A 17,414-nucleotide genomic window follows, 5' to 3' on the forward strand; every position below is an offset into this window, starting at 1 on the left:
TCGTGGCGGCGTGTTACGCTTCGTCCGCCACTTCCGCAAGACGCGCCGCGTAACGCGCGATCGTATCCACTTCCAGATTGACGGTATCGCCTTGCCGGCGTTCGCCCCAAGTGGTTGCGCGCAGGCTGTGATCGATCAGAAGAACATCGAACTGCGCACCCGAAACCGCATTGACCGTAAGCGACGCGCCATCCAAGGCGACAGACCCTTTCGGCGCGATGAAACGCGCCAGATGAGGCGGCGCTTTCAACGTAAACCGTATCGCATCGCCTTCTGCTTTTCGCGAAAGGATCGTCGCCCTGGCATCCACATGACCGGATACGATGTGGCCGCCCAATTCATCGCCCACACGCAACGCCCTCTCAAGATTAATGCGGGTTCCCTGTCGCCAATCTCCCGCGGTGGTCAACCGAAGCGCTTCTTCCCAAGCCTCCACCTCGAACCAATGCTCGTTCGAGCCGCCTTCCGGCAAGGCCACGACGGTGAGGCAGACACCGGCATGCGCTATGGAAGCGCCGATATCAATCGTGCTGGGATCGTATGCGGTCTCGACGCGGTAGCGGCGGCCACCTTCGCGCTCGCTTACCGCGGCGATACGCCCGATATCGGTGACAATCCCTGTAAACATCAGCTTTCGCGCACCCATTCTTCGAATTTGTCCTGCCCTAGCATGCGGGTATCCGTCAGACGATAATCCTGCGGGATAGTCTCCGCGGTCAACGGGGAGGAAATACCGCCCGCTCCGATCTCCGCCGTTCCGGTGTAAAGCCAGATACGGTCGACAAGCCCGTCCGACAAAAGCGATTGCGCAAGCGCGGCACCGCCTTCCACCATGAGCGACCCAAGACCCCGTGCCGCCAGGTCCTCCATGATCTCCGGCAAGGCAAGTCGTCCGTCCACACGCTCCGCGCCCAAGATCAACGCTCCGTTTGCGCGCAACGCCGCCGCTCTCGCGCCGGCCTCTTCCAAGACGGTGGCTACAATCAATGGAATGGCCGGTGCGGTTTTCACCAATCTGGATGTGAGCGGCAGCCGTCCCTCTCCATCCAGCACAACCCGCACCGGCGAGTGTTCCTCCAGCCCCGGCAGGCGACAGGTTAATTCAGGATTGTCTGCAAGCGCCGTTCCAACGCCGATAGCGATCCCGTCCATCTGGGCGCGTTGCATATGAAGGTGAGCGCGCGAAACATCGCCCGTGATCGAAACCTGCCCCTCGCCACGGCGGCCGATCATACCGTCGACGCTGACCGCCAGCTTCAGCGTGACATGAGAACGATGACGAAATGTCCTCGACAGATAGCCGGCCATGACATCGATTGCTTGATCGGCCAAAACATTTTTCGTAAGCGCGATGCCAGCGTTCTCTAACAGCGCATAACCACGGCCAGCAACGCGGTTGTCCGGATCGGACGTCGCGCAGACGACCCTTGCGATACCTGCCGCTATCAGAGCCTCGGCGCAAGGCGGCGTGCGTCCGTGATGGGAACAAGGCTCCAGAGTGACGTATGCGGTTGCGCCCCGCGCCTGCTCGCCCGCCTCGGCCAGCGCCTGGGGCTCGGCGTGGGGCCGTCCACCCGGAGCGGTTACGCCACGGCCGACAATTCGCCCATCCGGCGTGACAATCAGAGTGCCCACAGCCGGATTGGTGCCGGTTCGGCCAAGGTGTCGCCGTGACAGACGGATCGCCGCCGCCATGAAACGCCGGTCGGCATCGGATGCCTCGCTTGACGCCTCACCCCTGTCGCTATGACTTAACATAGGAACCGTTAGCCCGCCGGGCGGTCGTTGATATCAGCGCGTGGGACGCCATCCTCGCCAACCTCATCCAGATTTTCGCCGGCCTGCCCGGCCGGACCGCCAAGTTCGCCGAGCAGATCCTGAAAATCCTTGGCTTCACGGAAATTGCGGTAGACCGAGGCGTAACGAACATAGGCGACGTCATCCATCGTCTTCAGCACGTCCATGACGAGATTGCCGATGGTTTCGGCATCGATCTCCGACTCACCGGAATTTTCGAGCTGGCGGACAATACCTGACACCGAGCGTTCCACGCGCTCCGGCTCGACATTGCGCTTGCGCAGCGCTGTCTCGAAGGACCGGGCCAGTTTGTCGCGATCGAATGGCACCTTGCGGCCAGACCGCTTAACCACCACCAGGTCGCGAAGCTGAATACGCTCAAATGTGGTGAAGCGCCCGCTGCAATCCGGGCAGACCCGCCGGCGGCGAATGGCGGCGCCATCCTCGGCCGGGCGGCTATCCTTCACCTGAGTGTCGAGGGACTGGCAGAACGGGCAGCGCATGGAAAAAGCCTTCGCGATTAAATCGTCGCGAAGGCCATAAACCGTTCAGATGGCGGAGAAAAGGCCGCGTTTATCCCAGATGCGGGTAGATCGGGAAACGAGCGGTCAGGGCTTCCACCTTTTCCTTGACAGCCGCTTCGACGCGCGCATTGCCGTCCGGATCGTTGGCCTTCGACAAGCCATCCAACACTTCAGCGATCAGATTGCCGACCTCGCGGAACTCTTCGGTTCCGAAACCCCGCGTCGTCGCGGCCGGTGTTCCAAGACGAACACCCGAGGTAATCATCGGCTTCTGCGGATCGTTCGGCACGCCGTTCTTGTTGCAGGTGATACCCGCACGGCCGAGCGACTTTTCACTGTCTTTGCCGGTCAGGTTCTTCGGCCGCAAGTCAACGAGCATCAAGTGCGTGTCGGTGCCGCCAGATACGATGGCAAAGCCATGGCCAACCAGCGTTTCCGCAAGAACATTGGCGTTTTCGACGACCTGGCGCATGTACTGCTTATAGGCTGGCTTCAAAGCCTCGCCGAAAGCCACGGCCTTGCCGGCAACGGCATGCATCAGCGGGCCGCCCTGAAGGCCTGGGAAAACCGCCGAATTGATCTTCTTGGCGATATCCTCATCGTTCGTCAGCACCATGCCGGCGCGCGGGCCGCGCAGCGTCTTGTGCGTCGTGGTGGTGACAACGTCAGCGTGCGGGAACGGGCTCGGGTGCTCGCCGCCGGCTACGAGACCGGCGAAATGCGCCATATCGCACCAGAGTTTCGCGCCGGCGTTGTCGGCGATTTGACGGAACCGTTCGAAATCGATCTGCCGCGAATAGGCCGAACCGCCGCACACGATAATCGTGGGCTTGTGCTCAACCGCCAGTTCCTCAACCTGATCGTAATCGATCAGACCGGTATCGAGGTCGAGGCCATACTGCACGGCGTTGAACCATTTGCCGCTCATATTTGGCTTGGCGCCATGAGTGAGATGGCCACCGGCATCGAGGCTCATGCCAAGCAGCGTGTCGCCGGGCTTGGCCAGCGCCATCATGACGGCCTGGTTGGCCTGCGAACCGGACGAGGGCTGCACATTGGCGAACTCGCAACCGAACAATTCCTTGGCGCGGTCGATGGCGAGGTTCTCGGCAATATCGACAAACTCGCAGCCGCCATAGTAACGCCGGCCGGGATAGCCCTCGGCATACTTGTTGGTGAGGACGGAGCCCTGCGCTTCGAGAACGGCGCGCGAGACGATATTCTCTGAGGCGATCAGTTCGATTTCGTTCTGCTGACGACCCAGTTCCTTGCGGACCGCGTCGAAGACATCGGGATCGCTCTGTTCGAGCGTGTCGGAGAAAAAGCCGTCGTGACGCGCCTGGATGTTCATGCGCCTGCTCCTGTGCTGTCGTCTGCCTGACTGGGACCCTATTCACTCGCCCGGATGCGAAAGACAATCATTCGACTCGGCCTCTGCGGCTTCCGCTCGGTGAAAGCGCGCCTTAGCAGTTTGCCGTGGCGTCATCAATGCGTTCAGGCCTATCAGGCCATCGGATTTGTTTGTTGTCGCGGCGGCGGCTCAAAAAAGAAAGGGCCGCCCGAAGACGGCCCCGTGTCATATCCGAAAGCTCTGACGATCAATAAGCGCTGGAAAGCTGAAGATCGTTGGAGCCATCGCGACCGTAGATGTCATCGCGGAAGTGCACCACGCCGTTGCCTGTCGACCACGCGGAAATGTAGGTGAAGTAGTTCGGCACAGGCTGCGTCAACTGGATGGGAACGGATTCGCCGGTTTTGATCTGCGCTTCGATAGAGCGGCGATCCCAGCCAGGCGTATCGCGGAGCAGCCAGACGACCAGGTCGCGTACGTTCTGCACACGAACGCAGCCAGACGATTCAAAGCGCATGAGCTGATTGAAGAGCCCCTGCTGCGGCGTATCGTGCATATAGACGGCATGGGCATTCGGGAAGTTGATCTTCACGCTGGCCATCGCGTTGATCTTACCCGGATCCTGACGGAAGCGCAGCTTGCCGACATAATCGGGCGTACCCGGATCATTCCAATCGATCGTCTGTGGATCGATCTCGTTTTCCAGATCGCCGGGATTGTAGATGCGGATCGCATTCTCAGCGAGATAATTCGGGTTCTTCTGCATGAGCGGAACGATATCCTTGCGGATGATCGATTCAGGCGCATTCCAGTAGGGATTGATGATGATCTCGTTGATCTTGGAATTCAGGATCGGCGTCTGACGGCTGACCTTGCCGACAATCGCCGTATGGCGCTGAACAACACGGCCGTTCTCGACCGCTTCGATCTCGGCCGCCGGAATATTCACGATCACATGCCGTTCGCCGAGGAAGCTGTTGGCCATTGTCTCAAGGCGAACCATATTTGTGCGCAGCTGCATCAATCGCGTGGAGACCGGCACATTCATCATTTTGAAGGTGTATTCGCCGACCACGCCATCGGATGGCAGGCCATGGCGGGTCTGGAAGCGCTTCACCGCCGTATCGACGTAGGAATCGAACGCATTGCTCATACCGGCATTACGGTCCAGATCACCGGAAATCATCAAGCGTTTGCGCAACGGCCCCACGGCGGGATCGACGACTCCGAGCTCAAGCTTGTTCGTTGCCGGGACAACCGGCCAGCCGCCGGACGCTTCGATCATCTGATAATCGGAGATGGCCTGCTGGACGTAATTCAACGTCGACGGGCTAAAGATAGGCTGATTGGTCTGGACTGCCTGACCGGCAGAGTAGCGACTATCGAACCGGTCGTTCCAGGCGCTGCGATTGCGCGTATTAAAAATTCGCTGGAGGACATCGTCAGCTTTCGCACCCGTGGCGGCGGATAAAGCCATAGCGCCGGCTCCGGCGAGAAGGTGACGGCGTTTGATCGGCATGAGGGTCTTGTCCCGCTTTCGTTTCGCGCATAGCCGGCCAGAGCGCCGGACGTGATATGTTAGAGCGGGTTCTATTAAGGCTTCGCTAACCAAGACGACGTGATCGCCATCACAAAATGATGTCCGATTGGCGCTTTTCCCCGCACACAATCCATCTGTGCGCGCTGAATATGGCGTCAGGATGGCCCTAGAGGCGGCTTCGCCGAAAGAGTAAAACCTTAAACGCCAGTGGCCCGACAAGCGCTGAAGCGCTCATCGGGCCAATCTGGGAACGGTTTGGACGGTCAGACCGGAAATCGGTCTACATGCGATAGGCGATTGTGTCGTTCCAAAAGCGATCCAGGCGCTGGAGAGCGCGGTTCATGCGGGTAAACTCGTCTTCGTCGATGCCGGCCACCGCCTCGATGGAGCCGATATGACGATCATAGAGACCGGCCACCACGTCGGCGATCTCGTGACCTTCCTCGGTCAGCGAAATACGCACGGAACGGCGGTCCACCCGGCTTTTCTGGTGGTTGATGAAGCCGAGATCTACAAGCTTCTTGAGATTGTAGGAGACGTTTGAGCCGAGATAATATCCGCGTGAGCGCAATTCTCCGGCGGTCAATTCGGAGTCGCCGATATTGAAGAGCAGCAGCGCCTGGATAGCGTTGATATCGGAACGGCCCTGCCGCTCGAATTCGTCCTTGATGACATCCAGCAGCCGGCGGTGAAGCCGCTCGACCAGATGAACCGATTCCATATAAAGATCACGAATTTCGCCACTCTTGGCGGGCTGTTGCGGCTCGGCGGCACGCAGATTTGTCCTGGTCATTTTCTGTTCCTTCCAGTCTGACGCTCCGGCGGGAACGGTTATCCGTTCTTCTCACCATGCCAGCAGACTGAACCCAGGCGCATAAAATTCGACTTAAAGGTCTCGCTTAACGAAGGCTTTCAAAAGTTCAAGTGAATCAAAGGGTAAATAGAGCATGAGTCGTTCACGATTGCTCAACCTCGACAATCCGGCGAGAGCGGGCCTCATGCGCCATATAGAGACGCCAGGCTGCGTAGAGCACCGCGATCAAGATATGCAGGGCGATGTTGAGAGGCCGCGATCCGAAGACATCGGGAAAGACAACATACATCGTCAACTCCATTGCCGCGGCGCTGAACCAGAGCACCACGCCCCAGCTCGCCAGCATCCAGAGGCCCGACGCGGCAAAGGGATAAAGAACGGCCAGCGTGGACGCGGCAACGCGCCACGAGACGCTCATCCTATCGAAGCGCCACTCCGTCGCTTCATGCCAACCGATCAGGCGAAGCCAGTAGCCGATCCCCCAGACCATACCGATGACGGCGAGAAGCCGTAAGAAAACGACATAGCCGTTCTGGGACAGACTCGGCTTGGCGAGGGAATAGGCTCCCGCGTCATCAAGCCTTCCATCGTCTACCTCATCGATGCCTGTCTCTTGCTGCCGGCGAAGCCACGCCATTCGAACTTGTCCTCCTGACAAATTTTCTGCCGTCCCTGTTTTCCGGCTGATCCGCCGATCCCGGCGAATCGATCATGTCGAGATTGCCCGAGCAGCATTCGACTGCCAAGCCGATGGCTGTTGCAGGCTCATGGAAAGACTGGCAGGAGTGACGCCGATTACGGTTTCGCCAAGGAAGTAGAGAGGTTGACAGCCATGCTCGACAAAAGCTCTTTTTCGATGCGCCGGTCTGTCGATGAGATCACCGGATCGCGCCGCCTGCGGCGTATGCGAAAGGCCGATTGGTCGCGTCGGCTGGTAGCCGAAACCCGGCTGACGGTCGACGATCTGATCTGGACCTGCTTCGTGACTGAGGGCGAAGACTACGCCGAGCCTATCACCGCCATGCCCGGTATAGAGCGCCTCTCGATCGACCGGCTGGTGGAGGAGGTCAAACGCCTCGCAGCTCTCGGCGTACCGGCCATTGCACCCTTCCCCCACATCGAAGAAGAGCGGAAGGACGAGCGCGGCAGCCATATTCTCGATGCCGACAATTTGATGAACAGGTTGATCCGCGCGATAAAGGCAGAGGTGCCGGAAATCGGCATCATTTCCGACGTCGCGCTCGATCCTTTTACGAGCCACGGCCATGACGGCGTGCTGCGGGACGGTATCATCGTCAATGACGAAACCGTGGAAATTCTGGCGCAGGCGGCCGTCGGGCAAGCGCGCGCCGGGGCCGATATCATCGCGCCATCGGATATGATGGACGGCCGCATCGGCGCTATTCGCGACGCACTGGACGAAGCAGGCTTTCAGGATGTCGCCATAATGAGCTATGCGGCAAAATACGCATCGGGCTTTTATGGCCCCTATCGCGAAGCCATCGGCACGATGGGTCTGCTGAAGGGCGACAAGAAAACCTACTACGTCTCGCCGACCAATAGCGAAGAAGCGCTGCGCGAGGTCGAACAGGATCTGGCGGAAGGCGCCGATATGGTGATGGTGAAGCCCGGTCTTCCCTATCTCGACATCTGTCAGCGAGTCAAAGAAACCTTCAAAGTGCCGACCTTCGCCTATCAGGTCTCAGGCGAGTATTCGATGATCGAGGCCGCCGCCGCCGCCGGCATGCTCGACCGGGACCGCGCCATGCTGGAAAGTCTGATGGCCTTCCGTCGCGCCGGGGTCGACGGTATTCTGTCCTACTTCACCCCGACGGTTGCCGAGATGCTGGCCGAGGCCTGAACGGCGCTTAGCTCCCGTCCCGATTTGCACCTGCCTGACCGCATTCCTACATATCGTCTGCCTGCCAAAGATGCAGAGTGCAAAATATTTGCAAGGTGGACAGAATCGTGAGTGATACAGCCTCGGCCTCGATGTCGGAGAAGTATGAGACGGCGCAACGGCCGCTCGTCGCGCATTTCGACAATCCCGCACTCTACGATGAGGTGCTGACGCGCCGCGTCTTCGCATTCCTCTTCGACTGGACGGCGGTCGTGGTGCTCAGTCTCGTTGCTGGCATCCTGGTTTTCTTTCTCGGTATCGTGACCCTTGGTCTCGCCTGGCTTCTTTACGGCGCGATTTTCCCGCTGGTCGGTCTGATATATACAGCCTTTACGCTTGGCGGACCGGCGCAGGGAACACCCGGCATGCGGCTCTTCGGGCTGAAGATCGAGCGGTTGGATGGCCGCGCGCTCGACCCGCTATGGGGCGCGATGCACTCCGTCCTGTTCTGGGTCGGCAATGTGATCCTGACACCTTTCATCCTGCTTGTCGCGCTGTTCACAGGACGCAGACAGACGGTGCACGATCTCTTGCTCGGCACAGTGGTCGTTCGAAAACTGTCTTAAGGCGTTATCCGGCAAAACAGTTGGCGACGAAGCGCGAAGAGCGCAATAAGTTTCTACACCGTGACAATCGTCAACGGACAATGCCCTTCCTACCCCACCTGACCTGACGTATTGTCTGTCCACTGACGATGCGGGGGCCGGTCGGCTAAATGGGTGACTTTCATATCTGGGCGACGATATTCATTATCGCGCTAACCATTGCCGCCTATACGTCGAACCGCTTCAGCCTCGAAGCGGTCAGCATCTTTTCCCTTGCTGCACTGCTCGCCCTCTTCACACTGTTCCCGCTTGACCGGGCCGATGCCAGTCTTCCGCCGGAGCAATTGCTCACCGGCTTTGCCAATCCAGCGCTTATCAGCGTTCTCGCGCTGATCATTATCGGCCAGGGGCTTTTCGCAACCGATGCGATGGACCGGCCAGCGCGGATGATCGGCAAACTGGGCGGACGGTCTGGCGCTTTGTCGCTCATCATCACGCTCGTCGCCGCTGCGGTGTTATCGGCTTTCCTAAACAATACGCCGGTGGTCGTCATCTTTATCCCGGTGCTGACGGTGCTGGCGGCGCAGCGCAATCTGGACGTCGCAGGAGCGCTGCTGCCGCTTTCCTACCTGTCCATACTGGGCGGCATGACAACGCTGATCGGGTCGTCAACCAACCTGCTGGTCGCCGGAATCGCCGCCAAGCAGGGCCTTTCAATCGACATGTTCGACATTACCATCCCGGGCCTCGTCCTTTTGGCGGTCGGTGGAGCCTACGTGTTGCTCTTCGTGCCCCGAATGATTGGGCGAAAGGACACGACCGAATTTCGTGAACGGCCGGGCGCCGGCGCCCAGTTCATCGGAGAAATCCGGGTCGGCCCGGATCATCCATTCGTCGGCATGGAAAGCCGCGCGGGCCTGTTCCCGGAACTCCGTAATCTCATGCCGCGCATCATCGAACGCCGAGGCGTCAGGATCCTGCCGCCTTTCGAGGATGTCGTCATCAGTCAGGGCGATTTGATGGTTCTCGCCGGCACACGTAAGGCTTTCATGAAAGCCTTGGCGGGCGGCACCCGAGGCTCGCTGACGAATGGCGGCGAGAACGAGGGCGAAACGGCGGAACGGAGCGGCGGACCGGGTCCGGATTATCAGGTGGTGGAGGCGATTGTCGCTCCGGGCTCCCGCCATAGCGGTCGTACCGTCCGCAATTCCGGCATTCAGACCGAACACAATGTCGATGTGCTTGCCGTTCAACGAAGAAGCCGCATGGGACGGGTCTCCATGGGCGACATTCGTCTGGAGCCGGGCGACAACGTTCTGATCGGCGGCCGCACAGAGCGCCTCGTCGCCATTCGGGACAATCACGACCTGCTTGTCATGGAATGGAGCGCCGAAGCTGTACCTCAGACCCAGAAGGCATGGTTAGCGCTCTGCATCTTTGCCGGGGTGGTGTTGGCTGCGCTGAGCGGTCTTGCACCGATTTCCGTATCGGCATCCATCGGCGCGGTTCTAATGGTGGCCACCAACTGCTTAACACTCACCCAGGCCAAGCGCGCCTTCAACGAACAGATTTTTCTGCTGGTCGGCGCGTCCATTGCCGCCGCAACAGCGCTGGAGCAGACCGGCGGCGCGCAATTCTTGGCCGAAGCCGTCATTGCCGGTATGGCTGGCTGGGCAAAGCCGTTTATTCTGTCCGGTTTCTTCCTTTTCGTTGCGGTTCTGACCAATTTTCTGTCCAACAACGCCACGGCTGTTCTGGCGACGCCCGTCGCCCTTTCGGCGGCGCAACTTTCCGGCATCCCGCTGGAGGCAATGGTGGCGACGGTCATCTTCGCATCGAACGTGTCTTTCGCAACGCCAATGGGCTATCAGACCAATCTACTGGTCATGGGTCCGGGCGGATACAGCTTCGGCGATTTCCTGCGAACCGGCATTCCGCTGGTAATCCTTGTATGGATAGCTTTCAGTCTGTTCGCTCCGTGGTATTATGGGCTCTGGAACTAGGCCGTAGGAAGGACCAGATTCCGGGACGATGACGCAGCATCCGACCAAAACACCGCAGTTTTTCCTGACCTCACCGTCGACCTGTCCCTATTTGCCGGATCAGCAGGAGCGCAAGGTCTTCACCCATCTGGTGGGAGAACGCGCGCCCGATCTCAACGATCTGCTCACCCAGGGCGGGTTTCGCCGCAGCGCCAATATCGCCTATCGCCCGGCCTGCGAGACATGCCGCGCCTGCGTTTCCGTGCGGATACTGGCGGAAGAATTCGTGCCGTCGAAAAACCAGAAACGGGTTCTGAAGCGTAATGCCGACCTGGTCGGGACGACCTACGCCGCCGAGCCGAGTTCCGAGCAGTACGATCTCTTCCGTGACTATCTTCTGCATCGCCACGCGGAAGGCGGAATGGCCGAAATGAGCGTTCTGGACTATGCGATGATGGTCGAGGACAGCTTCGTCAACACCCGAATCATCGAGTACCGACGTCGTGGTCCGGACAGCTTTCTGACTGGTGAAGGCCAAGGCAAACTGGTTGCCGTCGCCCTGACCGACGAAATGGCGGATGGGCTTTCTATGGTCTATTCCTTCTACGACCCGGAAGAGGAAAGCCGCTCACTCGGCACCTATCTCATTCTCGACCATGTCAAGCGGGCGCGCGATGCGGGCAAGCCGCATGTCTATCTCGGCTATTGGGTCGAGGGCTCGCGGAAGATGGCCTATAAGGTGCGCTTTCAGCCACAGGAACATCTGATGCCTGAAGGGTGGCGACGCTTCTCGTCTGGCGACTGAAGCGCGCTGCCTTCTCGACAGGCTTTGGCTGGCCGGTTATGGCCGGGCGATCTTCAACCAATTGCGGATATGGCAGATGTATCAGACCGGATCGCGGTCCGCCTTGACGGGTTACGGTCTCGCTCTTGTCGGCGGGCTTTCCCTGACCGTGGATATCCCGACCCTGCGTCTCGCGGACGCAGATCTCGCCTCGGCGCTTCTCTTCCGCTCGATGCTGGAAGTGGGCGCGGCGCTGCTGATATGGCTCGTTTGGCGAACGTTGAGCGACAAGGCGCCGGCGTTGATTCCCGGCTGGCCCGGAGTGCTGGTGAGCCTATTTTACGGAACGGGGTCGATTGTCTTCATTGTCGGCGTGCTGGCTTCGGCGGAAGACGGCGCGACAGGTGCCTTGCTCTTCCTGCTCGCGACGAGCCCTTTGCTGGCGGCCCTTCTGGTGTTCTTCTTTCTCGGCGAACGTCCTTCCATAGCGACTTGGGTCGCGCTTCTCACCGTTCTTCTCGGGGTCGGTCTTATCGCCGGCAATCCGACGGCCGGGAGCCATCTTGTCAAAATCTGCGGTTTCGGTTCGGCGCTCCTCATTGCCGGAGCCATCACAGTATCGCGATGGAGCGGCAGGGCGATGGGCTTCACACCATTGATCGCCTGCGTCCTGCCCGCCATGCTCGGCGCCGCACTTCTTCTGGGCAAGGAAGATGCATCCGCTCAAGTCGGATCGTGGTTCTGGCTGACGGTCAATGGCGGTCTGGTCTTACCCGTTGCCTTTTTTCTGCTTGCCCAGGCGCCGCGATATATCCCTGCCCCTCAGGCGGCACTCTTCTATTTGCTTGAAACGACCATCGCTCCCGTCTGGCTCTACCTGATATTCGGCGAAACACTCTCTACCGCCGCATTGGTCGGCGGTGGGCTGATCGTTGGCGCAGTGGCTTTCGACACGGCTATGCAGGTCAGAAAGAGCAGAAGGCCGCCCGGCATTCGTCCTCGCCGGAGCGCTTGAAGGGCGGCTCACGTGTCAGGGTTTATTCCGCCGCGTGGCCGAACCGATCCATCACTTCGCCAGCATCTTCTTTGTGCTGTTGGACATTGGCGGCGTGAATTTCGTCATCGCTGATCTCTTCCTTCTTGTTGGGCTTCAGCGCCCAACGGAAGAGAGCGCCGATGCGGCGACTGACGGAATCCATGATATCGAACAAGCTGGGCACAAAGACCAATGTCAGTAGCGTACCGATCAGCAGGCCGCCGATCACGGCGATCGCCATCGGAGCACGGAATTCGCCGCCATCTCCGATCGCCAGTGCAGCGGGCACCATGCCTGCACTCATGGCGATGGTCGTCATGATGATGGGCCGCGCACGTTTGCGGCAGGCATCGATCATCGCCTCGCGTCTCGGCACGCCCAGCTTGATTTCCTCGATGGCGAAGTCGACCAGCATGATGGCGTTCTTCGTCACGATGCCCATGAGCATGAGGATGCCGATGACCACAGGCATGGAAATCGCCGTATTGGTGACAACCAGCGCGGCGACCACACCGCCGATAGAAAATGGCAGCGATAGAAGAATGGTCATGGAATGGAACACGGAACCGAACAGGAGGATCAGCACAACGAGCACCAGCATCAGACCGGTGATCATGGCATCGCGGAACCCGGCGAAGACATCACCCATGATTTCGGCATTGCCCGATTCCTGCACGCGCAACCCGTCCGGAAGGTTTTGCACTTCCGGCAGATTATTGACGATTTCCGTACCGACACCGATCTCCACACCCTCAATCATGGAAGCGCCGATCAGAATGCGGCGTTCGCGATCGAAACGCTGGATCGAGGTCGGTCCCTGACCGAATCGGATATTGGCCACGGAAGCCAGCGGAACAGTCTTGCCGGACGGCGTCGGGATTGAGAGCTGGCGGATGACATCGATGTCTTCGCGCGCCGTCTCGGTCAACTGAACCCGGATTGGAATCTGACGGTCGTCAACCTTGAACTTTGCGAGGTTCTGATCGAAATCGCCGATTGTCGCCACGCGCAGCACGTTAGAAAGTGTTGCCGTCGAGATATTGAGTTCCGCCAGCCGGTCCTGCCGCGGTTCGACGATTATTTCCGGTCGGTCCAGCGCCGCATTGGAGGTCACGGAGCGGAACTTGCCCGTCTTGACCATAGCCTGCTGAATATCACGCGCCGCCTGATCGAGCGGCAGATCGTCCCGCTCGGCGAGGAGGGCGATCTGCAATTCGCGCTCGCCGCGGTCGTCCACGAAATAGGCGCGGATATCCGGGACCTCTTCGACGAGATTGAGAATTTCCGTTTCGATTTGCGCCTGGGATCGTTCACGTTCCGACTTGTGAATGAGGTCGACCGTGATGGAGCCGCGCCGCAATTCGAGATCGCCGGTCGGGCTGGCGCCGCCAACGATATAGACATTGTCGACTTCGGGAATTTCCCGGAGCCGGTCGACAAGCTCATCGGCAGACGTCCGTGTATCGGAAAGTTTGCTGCCTGGCGGCAGTTCGAGCGACAACACGACGCGCGAAGCATCTTCCTTCGGAACGAAGCCCGTCGGCAGCAGCGAGGTGCTCCAGATCGCCGCGGAAAAGAATGCCACGCCGACAATCAATGTCAGCCAGCGAAAGCGCAGCGTACCGTAGAGGAAATTGGTGTAGAGGTTCATCAGGCGTCCGGGCGCCTGGTCCTCCGGATGACCCGATCCGCGCATCAGATAAGCGGCCATCAATGGCGTTATGAGACGCGCAACGAGTAGCGAGAAGAACACCGCCACTGCGACGGTCAGACCGAACTGTTTGAAATATTGGCCGGCGATGCCGTCCATGAACGAAACCGGCGCAAAAACGGCAATGATGGTCGCCGAGATCGCGATCACGGCCAGACCGATTTCGTCGGCGGCTTCAAGAGAGGCGCGATAGGGCGATTTGCCCATGGAGATGTGCCGAACGATGTTCTCGATCTCCACGATCGCGTCGTCGACCAGGATGCCGACGACGAGCGTCACGCCCAACAGCGACACCAGATTGAGCGAAAATCCCAGCAGGTCCAGCACCCAGAAGGTGGGGATGATGGAAAGCGGCAGCGCGAATGCGGAAATCAGTGTGGCACGCCAGTTCCGCAGAAAAAGGAAGACGACCGCCACCGACAGAAGCGCGCCCTCGTAAAGCGTGTGCATCGCGCTTTCATAGTTGCCTTCCGTATATTCCACCGAGATGTCGACCAGCCTCATCTGGAAATCCGGATTCTGCTCGCTGATCTCCGCCACTGCCTCGGATACCCGCTCAGCGACGGAAACGTCGGAGGCGCCTTTGCCGCGGAAGATGGCGAAACTGACCACGGGTTCGCCATTGAACCGGGAGAAGGATCGTTGCTCGGACCAGCCATCGGTAACCGTCGCCACCTGTTCGACGCGAACGCGGCGATTGCCGGCGAGAGGTATTTCCAGCTTGCGAAGATCCTCGATACTCTGCGTCGCGCCTAGCGCCCGGATCGTCTGTTCACGCCCGGCAATTTCCGCGCGGCCGCCCGTCAGATCGGCATTGGCCGCGCGCAGCGCATCGCTGATCTGGCCGACCGAGACGCCGAGCGCCGCCAGGCGATCCGGATCCACTTCGACCTCAATTTCACGCGTGACGCCGCCGTAGCGGTCGACGCGCGAGACGCCTTTCAGGCCCTGAAGCTCCGAGATGACGGTGTCGTCGACAAACCAGGATAGCTCTTCCAAAGTGCGTCCGGGATTGGAAACGGCATAGGTGACGATCGCCTGTCCCTCGATATCGACCCGGTTGACGATCGGGTCGTTTGCCGAGCCGGGCAGATCGGCCTGGATGCCTTCGATTGCATCCTTGGTATCGGTAACCGCTTCCTGTGTTGGCGTATCGAGTTTGAACTGGACGACCGTAATCGAGCGGCCCTCCGTTACATTCGAAATGACCTGATCGACACCGGAAATGTTGGCGACCGCATCCTCAACGATCTTTGTGGTCTGCGTCACCATTTCGGATGCCGCGACGCCCGAATCCGTCACGACGACCGAAACGAGCGGAAAATCGATATTCGGAAAGCGCGTGACCGGCAGCTTGAAGAAGCTCATCATGCCGAGCGCGATCAGCACGATGAACAGCAATATTGGCGGCATCGGGTTCCGAATGGACCAGGCGGAGAAATTCATCAGTCGATGGACCCCGTCTTCTGGGCAGCGTCCGCCACGGATGCTGTCTCGCGAATGGGCCGGATACGGTCGCCATCGGCGACGAATGTGCCCGCCCTGCTGACAATAAGATCACCGGCATCGACGCCATTGCGGACCTCGATGAATCCGTCCGTTCTAACGCCGATTTCGACCGGCGTTGTTTCGATCACGCTGTCGACAACCTTCTGCAATTGGGGCCGTCTTCCGTCGAAAAGAATAGCAGTCGAGGGCACCGCAACCGCCTGCCTGTCCACAGTCTGAATCTCGGCGCGAGCAAACGCGCCGGTCCGCAGGCCCGAGGTTTTTGGCAACACGATCCGCACTGTGCCCAGCCGGGTAACGGAATCGATTTCCGGGTCGACGATGCGGACGGTTCCCTCAATCGGTTCTTCGCGGCCCGGCAGAAACACATTGGCCTTCATGCCTGGTTCAAGGGATACCAACTCGGTTTCAGACACTTCCGCGGCCAGCTCCAACTGCCCGTCGACGGCAATGCGGAAAAGCGGCGAGGAGCCTGCGGCCACAACCGCACCAAGCGTTGCGTTCCGTTCGAGAACGAGCCCCGATGACAGCGCCGTTACTTCGGCATCCGCAATCCGGCGGTCGATATCGCGAATTTGCGCATCGGAGACGGCGATTTGCGATTGCGCGGCCGTCACTGCGCGCTCCGCCGTGGACAATTTAGCGCGGGCGCTATCGAGCGAATAGCGCGAATCGTCCAACGCCGCCTTGGCGACGGTGCCGCTTTTGCGCAACTGTTCCTGGCGGCCGAGCGCGTCCTCGGCCTGGCTCACGGCCACCCGCGCATCGGCGACCTGAGACTGCGCTTGGGCGACCTGCGCCTCTGCCGCATCGCGCTGGGCAACGGCCTGAATTCGCTGAATGTCGAGCGAGTTGGTATCGAGCCGTGCAAGGACCTCGCCCTTCTCGACAAAATCGCCCTCATCGGCCAGCAGTTCCAGGATTGCCAATCCGGAAAGATTTGTCCCGACAACGGCCTCCTGACGCGGAGCGATGGTTCCATTGGCCGGCAAGGAAGCGGTCATATGGCGCTCATCCGCTTCCGTCACGCGGATCGCGGGCGGCTTGGTCTGGACTTCCGTCGGTCTCGCCGCATCGGCGTCATTGGCGAAACCGGACGAAGCAGGTCCGACGGTCAGAGCGGCGGCCATTATCGATAAAAGTAAAAAGCGACCCATGTTAAACAATTCCGTCAAGGCGAAGTTCTGATTGATCGTGCGCTACGCCAATCGGCCGCACGACCGCTGAAATAGTAGCTCGCAAAGCTTGCTGGATATCCGTGGACGACAATTGATTATCGGAGAGATCGGCCATGATAAGACCTTCGCCGACCGACATGAGTATTGTCATCACCGCGTCCAATGGAACGATTGGACGAATACGTCCATCTTGCAAAGCCGTTTCGAGATATTGCCGAAAACTCTGCCGCACGTGATCTTCGTTTTCCTGGCAGGTCATCCGCACGGCGACATTGCGCATGGCTTCCGCGCGAATTTCAACGAAGAGCGGTCGCAGACCTGCGTCCTCTAAAACCCGCAAATGGTTGTAAAAGGCTTCGACCATTCCCTCGACGACGTCGTCGCGGCTCGCCATCTTCGTCAGAATTTCGGCATCGTTCTTGCGCGCATCCGCGACGATCGCATCGATAATCGCTTCCTTGGACGGAAAATAGCGATAGAGAGCGCCCGGGCTCATATCCGCTTCCTTGCAGATTTCCTGCATGGACGCACCCTGAAAACCGGACCGAACGAAGCAATGGGTTGCCGCACGCAGAATGCGCCGAGCCTGAAGCTCACGCTTCTCGGCTCGGGTCGACTGTCCGTTAGCCGCTTTCCTGGCATGGCAGGACTTGAAGAAGTTCATCGGCACAAAACCAAACGCGAATGATCGTTCGCATTTATTGCGTTGCACACGGCAGGTCAAGTAAAAGCGAACGATCATT

15 protein-coding genes are annotated in these 17,414 nt (G+C 59.5%); 5 read left to right on the forward strand and 10 right to left on the reverse strand.

Going from position 1 to position 17,414, the window contains the following annotated elements; genetic code table 11:
* Nucleotides 1–13: 13 nt before the first annotated feature.
* The 7 genes from NIM86_RS03405 to NIM86_RS03435 form a co-directional block, all read right to left on the reverse strand.
* Nucleotides 14–628 carry a riboflavin synthase gene (locus NIM86_RS03405; protein WP_253380686.1) on the reverse strand — a complete coding sequence of 205 codons (615 nt, stop codon included), beginning with the start codon at nt 626–628 and terminating at the stop codon, nt 14–16.
* Entirely contained in the window at nt 628–1,758 is a 1,131-nt protein-coding gene (ribD, locus tag NIM86_RS03410; protein ID WP_253379116.1) for a bifunctional diaminohydroxyphosphoribosylaminopyrimidine deaminase/5-amino-6-(5-phosphoribosylamino)uracil reductase RibD, read from the reverse strand. Before ribD ends, NIM86_RS03405 begins: the two co-directional genes overlap by 1 nt.
* An 8-nt stretch (nt 1,759–1,766) precedes the next feature.
* Entirely contained in the window at nt 1,767–2,300 is a 534-nt protein-coding gene (nrdR, locus tag NIM86_RS03415) for a transcriptional regulator NrdR (protein WP_253379117.1), read from the reverse strand.
* A 70-nt stretch (nt 2,301–2,370) separates the two neighbouring features.
* Nucleotides 2,371–3,672, reverse strand: a complete 1,302-nt coding sequence (gene glyA / locus NIM86_RS03420) for a serine hydroxymethyltransferase (protein ID WP_253379118.1) — start codon at nt 3,670–3,672, stop codon at nt 2,371–2,373.
* A gap of 247 nt (nt 3,673–3,919) precedes the next feature.
* Nucleotides 3,920–5,191 (reverse strand): murein L,D-transpeptidase, encoded by a 1,272-nt coding sequence (locus tag NIM86_RS03425; protein ID WP_253379119.1) that lies wholly within the window; start codon nt 5,189–5,191, stop codon nt 3,920–3,922.
* Between the two features lie 301 nt (nt 5,192–5,492).
* Nucleotides 5,493–6,005: a transcriptional regulator LdtR gene (ldtR, locus tag NIM86_RS03430; RefSeq protein WP_253379124.1), complete on the reverse strand. Its 513-nt coding sequence runs from the start codon at nt 6,003–6,005 to the stop codon at nt 5,493–5,495.
* A 163-nt stretch (nt 6,006–6,168) separates the two neighbouring features.
* A complete protein-coding gene (locus NIM86_RS03435; RefSeq protein WP_253379126.1) occupies nt 6,169–6,663 on the reverse strand; it encodes a DUF6163 family protein in 495 nt (164 codons plus the stop codon).
* A 195-nt stretch (nt 6,664–6,858) separates the two neighbouring features.
* Between NIM86_RS03435 and hemB the strand changes: the two genes are divergently transcribed.
* From hemB to NIM86_RS03460, 5 genes are all read left to right on the forward strand, one after another.
* Entirely contained in the window at nt 6,859–7,887 is a 1,029-nt protein-coding gene (hemB, locus tag NIM86_RS03440) for a porphobilinogen synthase (protein ID WP_253379128.1), read from the forward strand.
* A 107-nt stretch (nt 7,888–7,994) separates the two neighbouring features.
* Nucleotides 7,995–8,492, forward strand: coding sequence for an RDD family protein (locus NIM86_RS03445; protein ID WP_253379129.1), 498 nt, complete (start codon nt 7,995–7,997; stop codon nt 8,490–8,492).
* A 149-nt stretch (nt 8,493–8,641) separates the two neighbouring features.
* Nucleotides 8,642–10,474 carry an SLC13 family permease gene (locus tag NIM86_RS03450; RefSeq protein WP_253379130.1) on the forward strand — a complete coding sequence of 611 codons (1,833 nt, stop codon included), beginning with the start codon at nt 8,642–8,644 and terminating at the stop codon, nt 10,472–10,474.
* A 28-nt stretch (nt 10,475–10,502) separates the two neighbouring features.
* Nucleotides 10,503–11,258, forward strand: coding sequence for an arginyltransferase (locus NIM86_RS03455; protein WP_253379131.1), 756 nt, complete (start codon nt 10,503–10,505; stop codon nt 11,256–11,258).
* Nucleotides 11,259–11,334: 76 nt separating this feature from the next.
* On the forward strand, nt 11,335–12,252 hold the full coding sequence (locus NIM86_RS03460) for a DMT family transporter (protein WP_253379132.1): 918 nt from the start codon (nt 11,335–11,337) through the stop codon (nt 12,250–12,252).
* A gap of 22 nt (nt 12,253–12,274) precedes the next feature.
* Here the strand turns inward: NIM86_RS03460 and NIM86_RS03465 are convergent, their stop codons facing one another.
* The 3 genes from NIM86_RS03465 to NIM86_RS03475 are packed head-to-tail and all read right to left on the reverse strand — an operon-like array spanning nt 12,275 to nt 17,335.
* Nucleotides 12,275–15,430, reverse strand: coding sequence for an efflux RND transporter permease subunit (locus tag NIM86_RS03465; protein WP_256478326.1), 3,156 nt, complete (start codon nt 15,428–15,430; stop codon nt 12,275–12,277).
* Nucleotides 15,430–16,650 carry an efflux RND transporter periplasmic adaptor subunit gene (locus NIM86_RS03470; RefSeq protein WP_253379134.1) on the reverse strand — a complete coding sequence of 407 codons (1,221 nt, stop codon included), beginning with the start codon at nt 16,648–16,650 and terminating at the stop codon, nt 15,430–15,432. The genes NIM86_RS03465 and NIM86_RS03470 overlap by 1 nt, the downstream gene beginning before the upstream one ends.
* A gap of 1 nt (nt 16,651) precedes the next feature.
* A complete protein-coding gene (locus NIM86_RS03475) occupies nt 16,652–17,335 on the reverse strand; it encodes a TetR/AcrR family transcriptional regulator (protein WP_253379135.1) in 684 nt (227 codons plus the stop codon).
* Nucleotides 17,336–17,414 lie beyond the last annotated feature (79 nt).

This window comes from Notoacmeibacter sp. MSK16QG-6 (assembly GCF_024158145.1).
Lineage (GTDB): Bacteria > Pseudomonadota > Alphaproteobacteria > Rhizobiales > Rhizobiaceae > Notoacmeibacter.